Source organism: Sphingosinicella sp. BN140058, assembly GCF_004135585.1.
In the GTDB taxonomy this organism is placed as follows: domain Bacteria; phylum Pseudomonadota; class Alphaproteobacteria; order Sphingomonadales; family Sphingomonadaceae; genus Allosphingosinicella.
In genome coordinates this window covers 4749433-4765319 of the sequence record NZ_CP035501.1, presented here as the reverse complement: position 1 = coordinate 4765319, position 15887 = coordinate 4749433, and the positions used below count along the sequence as shown (strand labels likewise).

Here is a 15887-nt window from a genome sequence, read left to right as displayed (position 1 = left end):
TCCCCTTCAGGGGAGAGGGTTGGGAGAGGGGGAGAGTTCGTGCGCGACCACAACCTCATCGAATATGCGAAGAAGATGCGCCGCGAAATGACCTCGCCGGAGCAGGCGCTTTGGCTCGCATTGCGGGCTAAGCGTTTCGCCGGCGCGAAATTCCGTCGGCAGGTCGTGATCGACAGATACATCTTTGACTTCGCATGCCGCCGGCCACTCATGCTGGTGATTGAAGTCGACGGTGACACGCACGCGGAGAGCCGCGCCTACGACGCAAGCAGGACAAGCACGCTCGAGGAACGCGGCTACCGCGTGGTTCGGTTCCTTAATTCCGACGTCATGAGCAACCTTGAAGGTGTCCTTCTCGCGATCGGCGAAGCACTTGGGACTCCCCCTCTCCCCGACCCTCTCCCCTGAAGGGGAGAGGGGGGAAGTCCTCGTCAGAAAACCGCATCGGGATCCCCGCCCATCATCTGCGCCCGCACCAGCGGCAAGGGTGGACCGCCATAGCTCAGGAAGCGATCGTGGAAGTCCTTCCAGGCACTGCGGCCACCGTGGCTGCGTGTCCAGTCGTCGCGAAGCTTGCGGATCATCAATTTGCCCATCGTGTAATTGAGATAGGCCGGATCGTAGGTCCCGCGCGCCGCCTGCTGCCGGGCATTGCCTTCGTCCTGATAGCATTGGTCGAGGAACAGCTGCCGCGATTGCTCCATCGTCATGCGGCCGGTGTGCATGCCGATCGCCGAAAGAAAGCGGCAGTCACGCAGCAAGGCGTTGGAAATCTGGCCGATGTGGATTTCGGGCGCGCCGTTGCCGAGCCCGGCCTCCCACATCATCTCCTCACTATAATGGCCCCAGCCTTCGGCATAGGCATAGCCGACGAACACCTTGCCGAACGTGAAGCGGCTGCGGTTGGCGTGCAGGAAGTTGAGGAAATGACCCGGCCACACTTCGTGGACCGAGGTGAAGAGAAGATCGGCCTTGCCGGGCACGAAACCGTCCTGGACATCATTGGGCCAGCTCGGATCGGGCGGGGCGATATAGTAGGTCGAGGGCAGACCGCTCTCATAGGGGCCTGGGATATCGATATAGGCGAAATTCTGCCGATTATAGGGCGGCGCCTCCTCGACCTGCGCTTCCTCCGTGCCCGGAATCGACACCAAATTCTTGTCCTCGATGAAGCGCTTCAAGCCGGCGAGCTGATCGCGTGCGCCCTTCACTGCGCCGCCCGCGGGCTTGTCGGCATTCATCTTCGCCATGCAGGCCGCCATCGTCGCGCCCGGTGCATAGGTGCCGCACGCGTTTCGCAAGGCGCGCTGGTTGCGGTCGAGGTCGGCTCGGCCGATCGCCTCCAGCTGATCGAGCGGCAAATCGACCATCTCGGTGTCGCGCAGCATCTGCGCGAACCTGTTCGCGCCGAGCGCGAAATCCTCGGTTGCATTCGCGCGCTGGGCTTCGAGCCAATCCGCCAGCCCCCTGGTCGCGGTTACCGCGTCGCGGGTTGCGCGATCCAGGTCGGCCTGCAGCTTCGCGTCCTGCACCGACGCGAAGGCAGCCTTGCCATCAGTCGGGAAGTATTCGGCATAGCCGCCGAAGCCCGCCTTGCCATACTCGATGAACGAGAGCGGCAACGGCGTCTTCAAATTGGCACGGATGTTTCGCGCCGCCGCCGGGATCGCCTTCAGATAAGCGATATAGGCGCGCAGCCGGGTCTCGGCCGGGGCGTAATTACGGGTGACATAAACCGCAGGCCCCATCGCATCGACGTAGTAAGTGGGATTGCGGTGGGGCTGGTCGGCGGTTGAGAGCCAGAACAGATCCCCTTTGGCCCGCGCGATAAGATACGCGCGCTCGAACCGTTCTTCATCGGTGAGCGTCGCCGGATCGAAGCGCTCCGCCGTTTCGATCGACCCGTGCAGAAAGGCGATGCTGGCGGCGAGGCCTGTCCCGCTCCAGTCGGGCAGGCGCCCGTCATATTCATGCCGCCCCTGACTGACCGCGAAGGCGGGATTGTGTCGAAAATAGCCGTCGATGAAGCTTTGCGAGAAAGCCGACCAGCGCGAGGGCAGCGGCTGCGCCGCGGCCGCAGGCTCGCTCGGAGCCGTGGCGCAGCCGCCAGCCGTAAGGGCGACGGCGGAGAGAAGCAATCGGGCGAGACGAGCGGCCATCATTCACTCCAGCGGGGGACGCGAGTGGCCATTCCTGCACCCTTGGTCGGCCGCGCGCCAGCCCCGCAGATGGTTGCACCGTGTCGCCCTCGGTTGCCGCAACGTCTCGGCGCCGCTACATGGCCGGGCAATGACCTCCCCCGCGCCCGCGCACCCACTCGCCGTCCCCGATTTCCGCTTCTACTGGACGGCGCGGCTCGCCTCCACGGTCGCGCAGATGGCGATGGTGATCGTGATCGGCTGGCAAGTCTACGACATCGCTCGAGCGACCATGACTCAACGCGAGGCGGCCCTGCAGCTGGGGTTGATCGGAGTCGTCCAGTTCGTGCCTTTGTTCCTGCTGACGCTGGTTACCGGGTGGGCGGCGGATCGGGTCGACCGGCGCTTCATCGCCCGTGCTTCGATCGCTCTCGAGCTGCTCTGCGCCGGGACGCTCGCCTGGTTCACCTACACCGGACGCACGACCTTGCTGGAGCTGTTCACGATCGCGGGTCTTCTCGGCGTCGCGCGCGCCTTCGCGGGACCGGCGATCGGCGCGCTGGCGCCGAACCTGGTGCCGCGGGAACTGCTTCCGCGGGCAATCGCGCTCAGCTCCATGTCCTGGCAAGGCGGCGCAATCGCCGGCCCAGCGCTCGGCGGCTATCTGTATGCGATCGCCCCGTATGCGCCCTATACCGTCAGCGCTCTGCTGTTCCTGGTCTCGCTCTTCTGCATGTTCATGATCGGACCGAAGCCGCGGACCGCAATCGTCGGCTCCAAGAATCCGTGGCGGCAGATGATCGACGGGCTCCATTACGTACGCCAGAACCGGCTGGTGCTCGGGGCGATTTCGCTCGACCTTTTCGCCGTGCTGCTCGGCGGCGCGACCGCGATGCTGCCGGTCTTCGCGCGCGACATCCTCCATGCCGGGCCGGAAGGGCTCGGCCATCTCCGCGCGGCACCGGCGGTCGGCGCCACGCTCACCGCAATCTATTTTTCGTGGAAGCCGCTCAAGACCAATGTCGGCGTAAAGATGCTGGGCGCCGTCGCCCTGTTCGGCGCCGCCACCGTGGTGTTCGGCTTTTCGCGCCACATGCCGTTGTCGCTGATCTGCCTTGCCCTGCTCGGCGCGGCCGACATGTTCTCGGTGTTCGTCCGCCAGTCGCTGATCCAGCTGTACACGCCCGACGAGATGCGCGGCCGGGTCGGCGCCGCCTCGACCCTGTTCGTGTCCGCCTCCAACGAGCTCGGCGAAGCGGAATCCGGTTTTCTCGCCGCTTTGATCGGCCCCGCTACAGCCGTCATCGCGGGCGGGTTCGGCGCAATTGCGGTGACATTGTTGTGGGCCAAGATCTTCCCCGAACTTCGCCTTGCGCGAACCTTCGATCCCCCCGAAAAAGGCGATGAGCCGAAGAAGGAGATAAAGATATGAGAGCGGGCAGCATTCTCGATACGATCGGCAACACCCCGCACATCCGGATGAACCGGCTGTTCGGCAATGCCGAGGTGTGGGTGAAGTCGGAGCGGTCCAATCCGGGCGGATCGATCAAGGACCGGATCGCGCTGGCGATGGTCGAGGATGCCGAGCGCTCCGGCGCGCTCAAGGCCGGCGGCACGATCGTCGAGCCGACCTCGGGCAATACCGGCATCGGTCTGGCGATGGTTGCCGCGGTGAAGGGCTACAATCTCATTCTGGTGATGCCGGAGAGCATGAGCATCGAGCGCCGCCGGCTGATGCTCGCCTACGGCGCCAAGTTCGATCTCACCCCGCGCGAGAAGGGCATGAAGGGCGCGATCGAGCGGGCCAAGGAACTGCTCGGCGAGATCGAGGGCAGCTGGATGCCGCAGCAGTTCGAGAATGCGGCCAATATCGAGGTTCACACCCGCACCACCGCGCAGGAGATCCTGAACGACTTCCGCGACTCGCCGATCGACGTGCTGATCACCGGCGTCGGCACCGGCGGCCACATCACCGCCTGCGCCGAAGTGCTCAAGAAGGAATGGCCGAACCTCAAGGTGTTCGCGGTCGAGCCCACCTTGTCGCCGGTCATCTCCGGCGGCCAGCCCGGCCCGCATCCGATTCAGGGCATCGGCGCCGGCTTCATCCCCGCCAATCTGCACACCGATGCGATCGACGGCGTGATCCAGGTGGATGCCAACGACGCCAAGGAAATGGCGCGCCGCGCCGCCCGCGAGGAAGGCACGCTCGTCGGCATCAGCTCGGGCGCAAGCCTTGCCGCCGTCGCCCAGAAGCTGAAGGAAGTGCCAGAAGGCACCCGCATCCTCGCCTTCAACTACGACACCGGCGAGCGCTACCTCTCCGTACCCGACTTCCTGCCGGAGGAATGATCGGAGCGCGTGACCCGTTCTCGGGTCACGCGCCTCCCCGCCGACGCGCCGCGAGCCGCCGCGCGGCAATCTCGGCGGCAAGCATCCGGGCTGTTTCCAGTGGCAGATCAATGATGCTTGGCGACTTGGTGAGCGAAGCGCCAGCCGTGTCGATCATCACGCTGGCGACTCCGAGCCGGCGCTGCAGCCACCCCCGAACGATGCTCACCGTCTGCATGCTGGCTACGGGAACCACGAACAGCCGTTGCTTCAGCACCCCGCGCGCGACGAACAGCAGATCGCCATCGAGCGCATAGCGGTGAAAGCGGCGTTCGATGGCAGCGACCAGGCCGACGACCGGCAGTCCGGCCAGGAAGAACAGGGCCGGGCGCCACCAGAATGCCGCAACCACGATGACGATGGTCGGCGGCAACAATTTGCGGATCAATGCGCGGACGACATGCCGCTGCGACACCATCTGCAGCGTGGGCGGCGGCGGCAGCCGGAAACGCACGGTTTCGTCGAGGATCAGGTCGATTTCGTCCCGCTGCGCGAATGGCGCGGCGACCTGATGGCCGCTTCCGTCGGCGCCTTCGCCCAGCGTCTGGAACGACAGCCAGAACCAGCCGAAGCGGCGCCGGACCAATCCCGTTTCGACATAAGCGAGCTGGATCCGCTTCTTCGCGATCACGGCCTCTGTCCGAGTCAGCAGCCCGCGCTCGCGACGAAAGCGATCGCCCTCGGCGGTCAGACGAAATCCGAAATCGCGAGCGAGCACGCGCAGGATCGAGGTGATCACGCCGAGCAGGATCGCAAGAATCGTGACGAACGCGATCGCCGCCAGCGAAATCGAACTGTGTGCGGCCTTGTCCGCAAGGCCGATCCAGCGCCCGGCATCGTAGATGTCGATCCCGAACAGCGCCTTCAAAGGATCGTCGAAGGCCTGCAAGGCTGCGAACACGCCGCCGATATAGACGAGCGAGAAATCGAACAGGCCGAAGAGGAGGACGCGATCGAGCGGCATGGTGAACAGCGGCCGTTGAAGCAGGTCGTCCGCCTCGCCGCCGGCCGCAAGCTCCACGGCCGGAGCGAGATGTCTCCCGGCATCGTCGCGCCAGGCGCGCACCGCTTCCCGCAGCCGAGCGGCTTCGCCGGTGCTGACGCTGTCGAGTACGCCTTCGTCCTTGCCGCCCGCTCCCGTCTCGATCTTGACCTTGGCGAGACCGAACAGGCGCGCCAGCAAGGCGCGCTCGATATCGACGTCCTGAATCCGATCGAAGGGGATCGAACGGCGGTTGCGGTTGAGCAAGCCGCTTTCGATGACGATCTCGTGGGCACCGACACCGTAGCGAAAATGGTACCAGTGCAGCCATTGTCCGAACAACAAGGCCGCGCCGATCACGGCGGCAACCGCGAGCCCGCCGAGGAGCCCCCGATCGGATGCAAAGGCGACGGCCGCAGGTATCGCCAGCACCGTTCGCGGCGCCGCGCGCAGGAAGCGCAGCGCGATCGCGCCGGGATGGATGCGCCGATCGGCAGCGACGTCGCTCACCACGCCTCCTGCCGGATCCGCGCACGGATGTCGTCGCGCATGCTTTCGGCGGCCTCGCGGCTGAGCCCAGGCACCACGACCTGGCTGTTGGCGGTACCGGCGGTATGGAGAACCAGCCGGCTGACCCTGCAAGCCCGCTCCAGCGGCCCCTGCGCAATATCGATATGTTGCACGCGATCGAGCGGCACCACGGTCTCGATCTCGGTCAGGATGCCATGCCGGACATGGAGTTCGTCCTGGGTGCGTTGATAGCCCCAGGCCCGGAAACGCCGTGCAGGCGAGATCGCAACCAGCCAGAGCAGCGGCACCAGCACCGGCAAAGTGATCGCACCCCGCGGCACCACGCCTTTTTCGTGCAGCAGCGCTTCGCCGACGGCGGCTGCAGCGAAGACGGCGAGCGCAAGTGCGAATGCGCGCACCCGCATCACCAAGAGCTGGCCCCGCTCCAACGGAATCATGTCGTCCCCTTCCCCCAGTCGCGCCCAAGCGTAGACGGCTCCGCCGGTTCCTGTCGAGCGCGCCAGTAGGAACTCGATCCGATACGATTGCGTTAAGCCTCCGAAACAAACAGGAGAGTTGCCATGAGTGATCATGATCGCGAGCGCGAGACGACGATCATCCAGACCACGGAACGCCGCGGCGGCGGTGGCACGATCATTGCCGTCGTGCTGCTGATCGTCGTTCTCGGCCTGCTCTTCTTCTTTTTCGGCGGCAATCTGATGAAGAGCGGCCCCGAGAAGACCGACATCAACGTCGACATCTCGGCGCCGACCGGCGGCGACTCCGCCAAGTGATCCCTTTTCCAGTCGCGTGCCCCCTGCGGGGCAGCCCGTCAGGAGGAGCATATAGATGAGCGACTACGATCGACCCCCGGGACAGGCGCCCGATCCGCCGCCCATTCACGATCATGTCACCGAGCGGACGACGATCGTCACCACGGAGACCGGCCATCGCAGCAGCGGCGGGTGGATCGTCGCGATCCTGCTCGTCGTCGCGCTGCTGGCGATCCTGTTCCTCGTCTTCGGCGACCGTTTCGGCCGCGCGGCCGAAGATGTCGGAGTCAACGTCAACATCGATGCGCCCAAGGTGGAGATACCCGACACGGTGAAGATCGAGGTCCCGGAGAAGGTCGAGGTAGACCTTCCAGACGCGGGGAAGGACAACGGCAACAGCGCGAAATAGTTGAACGGCAGCTGCCGAGCCCGTTCAGCAGCGGCTAAACCGAGCCGCGGCATAGGAGGATTGCCGATCGCCGGTGCCCGGCCGGGTTGCGTATGGGCCAGGTGTCGCGATCGGTCCCTCGTTTAGTGTTTGAGGGAGGGGCCGGTGCGCAGAACGTCGCGCCGGCCCCTACCCTCTAGGACGATCTTGTCCTGCTCAGATGTCCTCGTTCTGCCCGCTTTTCGTCTTTTCGGTCGGCGAATTAGCGTTTTCACCGGTCTTCTCCTCGCCGAGCTGGCCGGTGCCGTGATAGGGCATTTCGGTCTGGCCGCCGTGGCCCATCCAGCCTTCGTTCTTGCCGCCTTCCTTGCCGCTGTGCGGATTGGGATACGCGCCGCCGCCCGACTGGCCGCCGCCCGTCGAACCGTTGAAGCTGGCCTGCTGATCGGGGTCGCCGCGGGCGACATCGCCCGCCTGGCCCCAGGATTTGGCGTTGTCAGGCGTATCGGTGCTTGCATTGGGTGTTTCGGGATTGCTCATCGCTCGGCTCCTTCGCATCTCCAATGGGCGGGGCATGCACCCGGTTCCTTGGTCCGCCCTCGGTGGCCTCGCAAGCAAGGATCAGCTGCGCTCGCCACGCCGCAAACATGCGGCGCGATGACGCAACGCATGCCGCCGAGGGCCGTTATGCGCCCATGAAGCCGATGACGGAGCAGCATCTGGCGATCCTTCGACGCCACATGGTCGAGGTGATCGACATCCACTTCGATCTCGCCGCGGACGAGATCGGCACTGGCAAGCTCGATCCGCACCTTCGCAGCGCGCTGCTCGAAGCGCCTCGCCATCTGTTCGTACCGGCCCAGATCGCAGCCGCGGCCTATCAGGATTCGCCCCTCCCGATCGGTTTCGACAAGACGCTCTCGCAGCCCTTCATCGGCGCGCTGATGCTGGAGCTGCTCGACGTCGCGCCCGGAGACCGGGTGCTCGAAATCGGCACCGGGCTCGGCTACCAGGCGTGCGTACTGGCCGAAATGGGTGCGGAAACCTGGAGCGTCGAGATTGTCGAGGAGTTCGCGGAAGGCGCACGCCTCCGGCTCGCGGCCCTCGGCCATGCCGTCGAAATACGGGTCGGCGACGGCTCGCGCGGCTGGAGCGAGCATGCTCCCTTCGATCGGATCCTGGTCACCGCCGCAGCGCAGGAGGTTCCTCGGCCATTGCTCGATCAGCTCGCTCCCGCCGGCCGGATCGTCATTCCGCTGGGCGGCAAGGACGTCCAGCAACTGAGCGTCGTCGCAAAGGAGCAGGACGGCACGATCGACGTGCGCAGCATCATTCCGGTGCGCTTCACCCTGCTCGAGACGATGGCCTGATCCAGCACAGCATTGCGCCTGCAGCCTCCATCCGCCGACGCGCTCCCCTCTACCAATTTCCTCCATTCCTGCTTATGTGGGCACCAATCCCAAAGGCATGACATGCAGGCGGCGGCTTGGCGGCTCCCGCGGCGACGGAGTTTTGACGATGAGCGAAGCGGCCCTTCTGGCGCGGACCGATGATCAGCCCGCCGAGCGGCGCACCTTCGCGATCATTTCGCACCCCGATGCCGGCAAGACGACCCTGACCGAGAAATTGCTCTATTCGGCCGGCGCGATCCACGAAGCCGGCGAAGTGCGTGCCCGCGGCGACCGCCGCCGCGCGCGTTCGGACTGGATGGCGATCGAGCAGCAACGCGGCATTTCGGTGACCTCGTCAGTGATGACCTTCGAAGTCGGCAACATCCTGTTCAACCTCCTCGACACGCCGGGCCACCAGGATTTCTCCGAGGATACCTATCGCACCCTCACCGCCGTCGACAGCGCGATCATGGTGATCGACGCCGCCAAGGGCATCGAGGCGCAGACGCGGAAATTGTTCGAAGTCTGCCGCCTTCGCAACATCCCGATCGTCACCTTCATCAACAAGGTCGATCGCGAAGGCCTTTCTCCGTTCGCCCTGCTCGACGAGATTGCAGAGACGCTCCAGCTCGACGTTTCCCCGCGCAACTGGCCGGTCGGCATGGGCGGGCTCTTCCACGGCCTCTACGATTATGCCGAGGACAAATTGCTGCTCGCCGACAAGAGCGACGGCACCGTGCCCGGGCGGGTGGTGCAGCTCAGCGGCATGGACGATCCGCTGCTGGACGAAACGCTGCCGGCGGATGCCGTCGCCCACCTGCGCGAGGAAGGCGAACTCGCCCGCGCCGCCTATCCCGATTTCGATCTCCAGGCGTTCCTGAACGGCGATCTCACGCCCGTCTTCTTCGGCAGCGCGCTTCGCGAGTTCGGCATCCGCCAACTGCTCGATGGCCTCAGTGCGTTTGCGCCCTCGCCGGGGCCGCAGCCGGCGCGCAACGGACCGGTCGCGCCGTCCGAATCGCGGGTGTCCGGCTTCATCTTCAAGGTTCAGGCGAACATGGATCCGAACCATCGCGACCGTATCGCCTTCATGCGGGTCTGCTCGGGCGCTCTGAAGCGGGGCATGAAACTCACCAATCCCCGGCTCGGCAAGGCGATCAGCATCCAGAACCCGATCACCTTCTTCGCGCGTGATCGCGAACTCGCCGAGCTTGCCCGCCCCGGCGACATCGTCGGCATCCCCAATCACGGCACCCTGCGGGTCGGCGACACATTGTCCGAACGCGGCGACATCGCGTTCACCGGCCTTCCCGATTTCGCCCCCGAAATCCTGCGCCGGGTCCATCTCGGCGATCCGATGAAATCGAAGCAGATGCGCAAGGGCCTCTCGGATCTCGCCGAGGAAGGCGTGATCCGGATCTTCAAGCCGGCGCTCGGCTCCAACTGGATCGTGGGCGTGGTCGGCTCGCTGCAGCTCGACGTGCTCGCGACGCGGATGGAGGCGGAGTACGGGCTGAAGCTCGGCTTCGAGCCTTCGCCCTGGGAGGTCGCCCGCTGGGTCGCCGCCGACGACGAGACCGAATTGAAGCGGCTGATGGCCACCCATCGCTCCAGCATGGCCGAAGATGGCGACGGCGAGCCGGTGCTGCTGATGCGCAACGAGTGGGAAATGGGCCGCTTCGCCCAGGATTGGCCGAACATCCGCTTCGCCAGCGTCCGCGAGCGGAGCTGAGTCCTTCTCCCCGAGCAGGCTCGGCGAGGATTTTGTTGCGCGCATCTTCGCGTTCGGTATCAGCCTTTCCCAACCTCAAGTCCGGGAAAGCCAGCCATGAAAACCCGCGCCGCGATCGCCGTCGCTCCGAACCAGCCGCTCGAGATTCACGAGGTCGATCTCGACGGGCCCAAGGCCGGGGAAGTGCTGGTCGAGATCATGGCCACCGGCGTCTGCCACACCGATGCCTATACGCTCGAAGGCAAGGACAGCGAGGGCATCTTCCCGTCGATCCTCGGCCACGAAGGTGCCGGGATCGTCCGCGAAGTCGGCCCGGGAGTCACCTCGGTGAAGGTCGGCGACCACGTCATTCCGCTCTACACGCCGGAATGCCGGCAATGTAAATCGTGCCTGAGCCAGAAGACCAACCTGTGCACCGCGATCCGCGGCACCCAGGGCAAGGGGCTGATGCCGGACGGGACCAGCCGGTTCAAACTCGGCAACGACACGATCTACCATTATATGGGCTGCTCGACCTTTTCGAACTTCACGGTGATGCCCGAAATCGCCGTCGCCAAGGTCCGCGAGGACGCGCCGTTCGACAAGATCTGCTACATCGGCTGCGGAGTCACGACGGGCGTCGGCGCGGTGATCTGGACGGCCGGCGTGGAGCCGGGTTCGAACGTGGTGGTGTTCGGGCTGGGGGGCATCGGGCTCAACGTCATCCAGGGCGCCAAGCTGGTCGGCGCCGACAAGATCGTAGGCGTCGACATCAACCCCGCCAAGCGGGCGATGGCCGAGGCGTTCGGCATGACCGACTTCATCAACCCGCGCGAAATCGGCAACGACAAAGTCGTCCAGGCAATCCTCGACATCACCGACGGCGGCGCCGATTACAGCTTCGATTGTACCGGCAACACCGACGTGATGCGTCAGGCGCTCGAATGCTGCCATCGCGGCTGGGGCGAGAGCGTCATCATCGGAGTCGCCGAGGCGGGCCGCGAAATTTCGACTCGCCCGTTCCAGCTCGTGACCGGCCGGGTGTGGAAGGGCTCGGCGTTCGGCGGCGCGCGCGGCCGGACCGACGTGCCGCGGATCGTCGACTGGTACATGGACGGCAAGATCGCGATCGATCCCCTGATCACCCATCTGCTGAAGCTCGACGACATCAACGATGCGTTCGACCTGATGCACAAGGGCGAGAGCATCCGCAGCGTCGTCGTCTACTGACGATGGCAGCGTCGCCGCCGCCGAGCTACATTCTCACCTTCACCGCGGTGGACCGTGTGGGGATCGTGGCGGCTGCGAGCGGCTTCCTCGCCGAGCGGGACGGCTTCATCCTCGACAGCCAGCAATATGCCGACATCGAGAGCGGCCGCTTCTTCATGCGGGTTGCGTTCAGCCCGGCAGGGGAACGCTTCCCGGCGGACCTGGGCGCCCTGCGCCGCGACTTCGCACCCGTGGCGGAACGGCTCGGGCTCGACTGGACAATCGGCGACGGTAGCGCGCCGATGAAGGTGATGATCGCGGTGTCGAAGGGCAGCCACTGCCTCAACGACCTGCTCCACCGCTGGTCGACCGGCGGACTGCCGATCGACGTCACGGCCGTGGTTTCGAACCACGACGCCTGCCGCGCGCTCGCCGAATGGCACGGCGTGCCCTATCATCACCTGCCGGTGACCGCCGAAACCCGCGCTGCGCAGGAGGCGGAGATTGCCGCCCTGTTCGAGCGAACCGGGTCTGAGCTGCTCGTGCTCGCCCGCTACATGCAGGTGCTGTCCCCGGCGCTTATCGCGAGTCTCGGCGGGCGGTGCATCAACATCCACCACAGCTTCCTGCCGAGCTTCAAGGGGGCCAACCCCTATCACCGCGCGCATGCGCTCGGAGTCAAGCTGATCGGCGCGACATCGCATTACGTCACCCCCGACCTCGACGAAGGACCGATCATCGAGCAGGCGGTGGAGCGGATCGATCATCGCGCGAGCGTTGGCGACATGATCCGGATCGGCCGCGACACCGAGGCGCAAGTGCTCGCCCGCGCCGTCGCCTGGGCGGCCGAACGCCGCATCCTCCTCAACGGCCGCAAGACCGTCGTCTTTCGATAGGACACAAGATGATTCTCGACACGCTTTCCGTCACCCGATCGTTCGGCGGCACCGTGCACGTCGTCCGGCACGACAGCCTCGCCACCGGCACGCCGATGACCTTCTCCGTCTTCGTACCGCCGCAGGCGGAGGGCGGCGCCGCCTGTCCCGTCATCTGGTATCTGTCGGGGCTCACCTGCACCCATGCCAACGTGACCGAAAAAGGCGAGTATCGGCGTGCCTGCGCCGAGCTCGGCCTGATCTTCGTCGCACCCGACACCAGCCCGCGCGGCGATGCGGTTCCGGACGATCCCGCCTACGATTTCGGCCAGGGTGCGGGCTTCTACGTCGACGCCACCCAGGCGCCCTACGATGCCAATTACCGGATGGAACGCTACGTCGTCGAGGAACTGCCGGAGCTGGTCGCGTCGGCCTTCCCGATCGACCGCGATCGTCAGGCGATCACCGGTCATTCGATGGGCGGCCACGGCGCGCTCACCCTCGCCCTCCGCCATCCGGACCGATATCGCAGCGTCTCGGCCTTTGCGCCGATCGTGGCGCCAAGCCAGGTTCCCTGGGGCGAGAAGGCGCTCGGCGCCTATCTCGGCGTCGACCGCGCCGGCTGGCGCCGGCATGATGCGGTGGCGCTGATCGAGGACGGCGCACGCGTCGCCGAGATCCTCGTCGATCAAGGAGAGGCCGACAGCTTCCTCAGCCGCGAGCTGCGACCCGACCTGCTCGAAGCCGCATGCCGGGACGCCGGGATCGCCCTCACCTTGCGCATGCAGCCCGGCTACGACCACAGTTACTACTTCATCTCCAGCTTCATGGAGGATCATCTCCGCTGGCATGCCGCACGGCTCGCTTCATGAGCCCTTCTCCCTTGCTCCGCACGATGATCGATGCGGCGCGCGCGGCGGGCGAGGACATCGCCTGTGTCTACGCTGCCGGCTGCGCGATCGAGGAGAAAAGCGACGGCTCCCCGGTGACGATCGCCGATAGACGGGCCGAAGCGATCATCCTGGCGCGGCTGGCCGACGCCTATCCCGAAATCCCGATCCTCGCCGAAGAGGAAGCCGCGGCCGGGCGCATTCCGGCGCTCGACGGGCGTTTCTTCTGCGTCGACCCGCTCGACGGCACCAAAGGCTTTGCGCTGCGCAACGGCGAGTTCACCGTCAATATCGCGCTGGTAGAAGCGGGTGCACCGGTCGCGGGCGTGATCCTGGCGCCGGTAACGGAGCTGCTTTATTACGGTGCGCGCGGCGAAGGCGCGTTCCGGGCGCGGGGCGGCGGCGCCGCAGAGAGGATCGCCACCCGCCCGCCTCCGGCGGAGGGGCTGATCGGCATCGGCAGCCGCAACCATGCGGCCACGGACACCGATGCGCGCGCCGCCCGGCTCGGCATCGTCGACTATCTGCCGTCGGGATCGTCGCTTAAATTCTGCATGCTCGCTGAGGGCGCCGCGGACGTCTATCCACGGTGGGGCCGGACGATGGAGTGGGACACCGCAGCGGGCCAGGCCATCCTTGAGGCTGCGGGCGGCCGCGTGCTTGCGCTCGACGGAGACCGCGAAGCCGGCCGGCTTCGCTACGGCAAGAAGGAGGACGGGTTCGCCAACCCGCATTTCATCGCCTGGGGGCGGTGACGCGCTACAGCCCCCACCACGGCATCGTGCCCCAATAGGAGCTGACCTTTTCCTGGTAATCGCGGTCGATCGGCCGGTCGGTATCGTCCAGGCGCATCGCCGGCGCTTTGGCGAGCTGATCCCGGGTCATCTCGACGACATAGCCGTCATGATCGACATCGTAGGTCAGCAATTGCCAGGGGATCGGATGGACGTGGGTGCCAACCCCCATGAAGCCGCCGAATTCGAGCACGGCATAGGGAACGCTGCCGCGCCTTTTCTCGATCATCACGCTGTGGATGGCGCCGAGCCGCTCGCCGGACCGGCCGAACACCGGCGTGCCCTCCACCCGCCGCGAGGAAATGAGTTCGTGCCGATAATCGACGTCCTCTGGCGCAGCCTCGACGCTCGCCTGCTGCGGCTCCACGATCTGATGTTCAGACATCACGCTTCTCCTGCCGGCGTCCGCATCGCTTGCGGCCAGCACACAGGAGCGCCCCGGCCGAGGCCGGGACGCTCCCGAAGCCGCCTCGCGGCGGACCCTGTGCTTTTCTCGACCGGTAATGGGGGAACGAATTGACAGCGTCCGAGTTCCGCCGCTCGAAGCCCGGCGCGCCCTGACCCCGTTCGTCGCGGGACTGCTTGGAAGGCGGCTCCCCAGACGCTATCGCGCCTTCCGAAAAAGCAAGGAGAGGACATGGCCGAGGCCTATATCGTCGCCGCGGCGCGGACCGCCGGCGGCAAGCGCAACGGCGCACTGCGGAATTGGCATCCGGCCGACATGGCCGCCGAGATCCTGGACGCCCTGGTCGCACGGGCCGGGATCGACCCGGCAGCGATCGAGGACGTGATCATGGGCTGTGTCGGCCAGGCGGGCGAGCAGGCCTTTCACGTCGGCCGCAACGCGGTGCTCGCCTCCTCTCTTCCACAAAGCGTACCAGCGGTGACGATCGATCGTCAGTGCGGATCGTCGCAGCAGGCGATCCAGTTCGCTGCGCAGGCGGTGATGAGCGGCACCCAGGATGTCGTGATCGCCTCCGGTGTCGAATCGATGACTCGGGTGCCGATGGGCCTGCCATTTACGCTGCCGATGCAGCACGGCATCGGCAGCGGCCCGTTTTCGCAGCGTATCCAGGACAGGTTCGGCGTAACCATGTTCAGCCAGTTCGATGGTGCCGAGATGATCGCCGAAAAACATCGTTTCAGCCGCGAGATGCTCGATGGCTTCGCGCTGGAAAGCCATCGCAAGGCGGCGGCCGCCACGGATGCGGGCGCGTTCGATGCGGAGATCGTGCCCCTCGCGGTCGTCGCGGCGGACGGCACGGAGACGCAGCATCGGCGCGACCAAGGCGTTCGCGCCGATGCGACGCTGGAAGGCATCGCCTCGGTGAAGAGCCTGCGCGAAGGCGGCAGGATCAGCGCGGCCAACGCTTCGCAGATCTGCGACGGTGCGAGCGGCGTGCTGGTTGTCAGCGAGAGCGCGCTCAAGACGCACGGCCTCACGCCAATGGCCCGGATCGTCAATCTGACCGTCACCGGCGGCGATCCGGTGATCATGCTCGAGGAAGTGATCCCCGCCACGCGGCGTGCGCTCGATCGCGCCGGGATGAGGATCGGGGACATCGACCTGTATGAGGTCAACGAGGCCTTCGCCCCGGTGCCCCTGGCCTGGCTTCGGGAGGTCGGCGCCGATCCCGAGCGCCTCAACGTTCATGGCGGCGCGATCGCGCTCGGACACCCGCTCGGCGCCTCCGGCACCAAGCTGATGACGACCTTGCTCTATGCCTTGAAGTGTCGCGGCGGCCGCTATGGCCTGCAGACGATGTGCGAAGGGGGCGGGCTCGCCAACGTCACCATCGTTGAAAATCTTTCCTGATCAAGCGCCGGTCGCGCCGCCC

General features: G+C 65.9%; 17 protein-coding genes. 12 read left to right on the top strand and 5 right to left on the bottom strand.

Annotated elements, in window-relative coordinates; translation table 11 throughout:
* Nucleotides 1-39 precede the first annotated feature (39 nt).
* Nucleotides 40-408: an endonuclease domain-containing protein gene (locus ETR14_RS21515; RefSeq protein WP_371416716.1), complete on the top strand. Its 369-nt coding sequence runs from the start codon at nt 40-42 to the stop codon at nt 406-408.
* A 23-nt stretch (nt 409-431) separates the two neighbouring features.
* On the opposite strand, the gene ETR14_RS21510 is transcribed toward ETR14_RS21515, so the two are convergent.
* Nucleotides 432-2159: a DUF885 domain-containing protein gene (locus tag ETR14_RS21510; protein ID WP_129392238.1), complete on the bottom strand. Its 1728-nt coding sequence runs from the start codon at nt 2157-2159 to the stop codon at nt 432-434.
* 130 nt (nt 2160-2289) lie between these two features.
* On the opposite strand from ETR14_RS21510, the gene ETR14_RS21505 reads away from it, so the two are divergent.
* Both ETR14_RS21505 and cysK read left to right on the top strand, forming a co-directional pair.
* Nucleotides 2290-3570, top strand: a complete 1281-nt coding sequence (locus ETR14_RS21505; RefSeq protein WP_129388743.1) for an MFS transporter — start codon at nt 2290-2292, stop codon at nt 3568-3570.
* Nucleotides 3567-4487 carry a cysteine synthase A gene (cysK, locus tag ETR14_RS21500; RefSeq protein ID WP_129388740.1) on the top strand — a complete coding sequence of 307 codons (921 nt, stop codon included), beginning with the start codon at nt 3567-3569 and terminating at the stop codon, nt 4485-4487. Before ETR14_RS21505 ends, cysK begins: the two co-directional genes overlap by 4 nt.
* A gap of 25 nt (nt 4488-4512) precedes the next feature.
* On the opposite strand, the gene ETR14_RS21495 is transcribed toward cysK, so the two are convergent.
* A complete protein-coding gene (locus ETR14_RS21495) occupies nt 4513-6018 on the bottom strand; it encodes a PH domain-containing protein (RefSeq protein ID WP_165356565.1) in 1506 nt (501 codons plus the stop codon).
* Nucleotides 6015-6476, bottom strand: coding sequence for a PH domain-containing protein (locus ETR14_RS21490; protein WP_165356564.1), 462 nt, complete (start codon nt 6474-6476; stop codon nt 6015-6017). The genes ETR14_RS21495 and ETR14_RS21490 overlap by 4 nt, the downstream gene beginning before the upstream one ends.
* Before the next feature lie 123 nt (nt 6477-6599).
* On the opposite strand from ETR14_RS21490, the gene ETR14_RS21485 reads away from it, so the two are divergent.
* Complete coding sequence (locus tag ETR14_RS21485) at nt 6600-6812, top strand: hypothetical protein (protein ID WP_129388731.1); 213 nt, start codon at nt 6600-6602, stop codon at nt 6810-6812.
* Nucleotides 6813-6867: 55 nt separating this feature from the next.
* Nucleotides 6868-7200 (top strand): hypothetical protein, encoded by a 333-nt coding sequence (locus ETR14_RS21480; RefSeq protein ID WP_129388729.1) that lies wholly within the window; start codon nt 6868-6870, stop codon nt 7198-7200.
* A gap of 195 nt (nt 7201-7395) precedes the next feature.
* Here the strand turns inward: ETR14_RS21480 and ETR14_RS21475 are convergent, their stop codons facing one another.
* Nucleotides 7396-7719, bottom strand: a complete 324-nt coding sequence (locus ETR14_RS21475; protein WP_129388726.1) for a hypothetical protein — start codon at nt 7717-7719, stop codon at nt 7396-7398.
* Nucleotides 7720-7874: 155 nt separating this feature from the next.
* Here ETR14_RS21475 and ETR14_RS21470 point away from each other — a divergent pair, with 155 nt between their 5' ends.
* The 6 genes from ETR14_RS21470 (at nt 7875) to cysQ (ending at nt 14010) form a co-directional block, all read left to right on the top strand.
* The gene (locus ETR14_RS21470; protein WP_129392235.1) at nt 7875-8549 is read left to right on the top strand and encodes a protein-L-isoaspartate(D-aspartate) O-methyltransferase; all 675 of its coding nucleotides are present in this window, start codon (nt 7875-7877) and stop codon (nt 8547-8549) included.
* A gap of 148 nt (nt 8550-8697) precedes the next feature.
* Nucleotides 8698-10302 carry a peptide chain release factor 3 gene (locus ETR14_RS21465; RefSeq protein WP_129388723.1) on the top strand — a complete coding sequence of 535 codons (1605 nt, stop codon included), beginning with the start codon at nt 8698-8700 and terminating at the stop codon, nt 10300-10302.
* Between the two features lie 96 nt (nt 10303-10398).
* Entirely contained in the window at nt 10399-11511 is a 1113-nt protein-coding gene (locus ETR14_RS21460) for an S-(hydroxymethyl)glutathione dehydrogenase/class III alcohol dehydrogenase (protein WP_129388720.1), read from the top strand.
* A gap of 2 nt (nt 11512-11513) precedes the next feature.
* Nucleotides 11514-12386, top strand: coding sequence for a formyltetrahydrofolate deformylase (gene purU, locus ETR14_RS21455; RefSeq protein ID WP_129388717.1), 873 nt, complete (start codon nt 11514-11516; stop codon nt 12384-12386).
* An 8-nt stretch (nt 12387-12394) separates the two neighbouring features.
* Nucleotides 12395-13237: an S-formylglutathione hydrolase gene (gene fghA, locus ETR14_RS21450; protein ID WP_129388714.1), complete on the top strand. Its 843-nt coding sequence runs from the start codon at nt 12395-12397 to the stop codon at nt 13235-13237.
* Entirely contained in the window at nt 13234-14010 is a 777-nt protein-coding gene (cysQ, locus tag ETR14_RS21445) for a 3'(2'),5'-bisphosphate nucleotidase CysQ (protein WP_129388711.1), read from the top strand. Before fghA ends, cysQ begins: the two co-directional genes overlap by 4 nt.
* A 4-nt stretch (nt 14011-14014) precedes the next feature.
* On the opposite strand, the gene ETR14_RS21440 is transcribed toward cysQ, so the two are convergent.
* Nucleotides 14015-14434: a PRC-barrel domain-containing protein gene (locus ETR14_RS21440; RefSeq protein ID WP_129388708.1), complete on the bottom strand. Its 420-nt coding sequence runs from the start codon at nt 14432-14434 to the stop codon at nt 14015-14017.
* Between the two features lie 252 nt (nt 14435-14686).
* Here ETR14_RS21440 and ETR14_RS21435 point away from each other — a divergent pair, with 252 nt between their 5' ends.
* The gene (locus tag ETR14_RS21435) at nt 14687-15865 is read left to right on the top strand and encodes an acetyl-CoA C-acetyltransferase (RefSeq protein ID WP_129388706.1); all 1179 of its coding nucleotides are present in this window, start codon (nt 14687-14689) and stop codon (nt 15863-15865) included.
* Nucleotides 15866-15887: the final 22 nt, after the last annotated feature.

What these genes read in the sequence shown, in the direction of transcription:
- ETR14_RS21510 (WP_129392238.1), bottom strand. Translation starts at nt 2,159, where the DNA reads ATGGCCGCTCGTCTCGCCCGATTGCTTCTCTCCGCCGTCGCCCTTACG.
- ETR14_RS21505 (WP_129388743.1), top strand. Translation starts at nt 2,290, where the DNA reads ATGACCTCCCCCGCGCCCGCGCACCCACTCGCCGTCCCCGATTTCCGC.
- cysK (WP_129388740.1), top strand. Translation starts at nt 3,567, where the DNA reads ATGAGAGCGGGCAGCATTCTCGATACGATCGGCAACACCCCGCACATC.
- ETR14_RS21490 (WP_165356564.1), bottom strand. Translation starts at nt 6,476, where the DNA reads ATGATTCCGTTGGAGCGGGGCCAGCTCTTGGTGATGCGGGTGCGCGCA.
- ETR14_RS21485 (WP_129388731.1), top strand. Translation starts at nt 6,600, where the DNA reads ATGAGTGATCATGATCGCGAGCGCGAGACGACGATCATCCAGACCACG.
- ETR14_RS21480 (WP_129388729.1), top strand. Translation starts at nt 6,868, where the DNA reads ATGAGCGACTACGATCGACCCCCGGGACAGGCGCCCGATCCGCCGCCC.
- ETR14_RS21475 (WP_129388726.1), bottom strand. Translation starts at nt 7,719, where the DNA reads ATGAGCAATCCCGAAACACCCAATGCAAGCACCGATACGCCTGACAAC.
- ETR14_RS21470 (WP_129392235.1), top strand. Translation starts at nt 7,875, where the DNA reads ATGAAGCCGATGACGGAGCAGCATCTGGCGATCCTTCGACGCCACATG.
- ETR14_RS21465 (WP_129388723.1), top strand. Translation starts at nt 8,698, where the DNA reads ATGAGCGAAGCGGCCCTTCTGGCGCGGACCGATGATCAGCCCGCCGAG.
- ETR14_RS21460 (WP_129388720.1), top strand. Translation starts at nt 10,399, where the DNA reads ATGAAAACCCGCGCCGCGATCGCCGTCGCTCCGAACCAGCCGCTCGAG.
- purU (WP_129388717.1), top strand. Translation starts at nt 11,514, where the DNA reads ATGGCAGCGTCGCCGCCGCCGAGCTACATTCTCACCTTCACCGCGGTG.
- fghA (WP_129388714.1), top strand. Translation starts at nt 12,395, where the DNA reads ATGATTCTCGACACGCTTTCCGTCACCCGATCGTTCGGCGGCACCGTG.
- cysQ (WP_129388711.1), top strand. Translation starts at nt 13,234, where the DNA reads ATGAGCCCTTCTCCCTTGCTCCGCACGATGATCGATGCGGCGCGCGCG.
- ETR14_RS21440 (WP_129388708.1), bottom strand. Translation starts at nt 14,434, where the DNA reads ATGTCTGAACATCAGATCGTGGAGCCGCAGCAGGCGAGCGTCGAGGCT.
- ETR14_RS21435 (WP_129388706.1), top strand. Translation starts at nt 14,687, where the DNA reads ATGGCCGAGGCCTATATCGTCGCCGCGGCGCGGACCGCCGGCGGCAAG.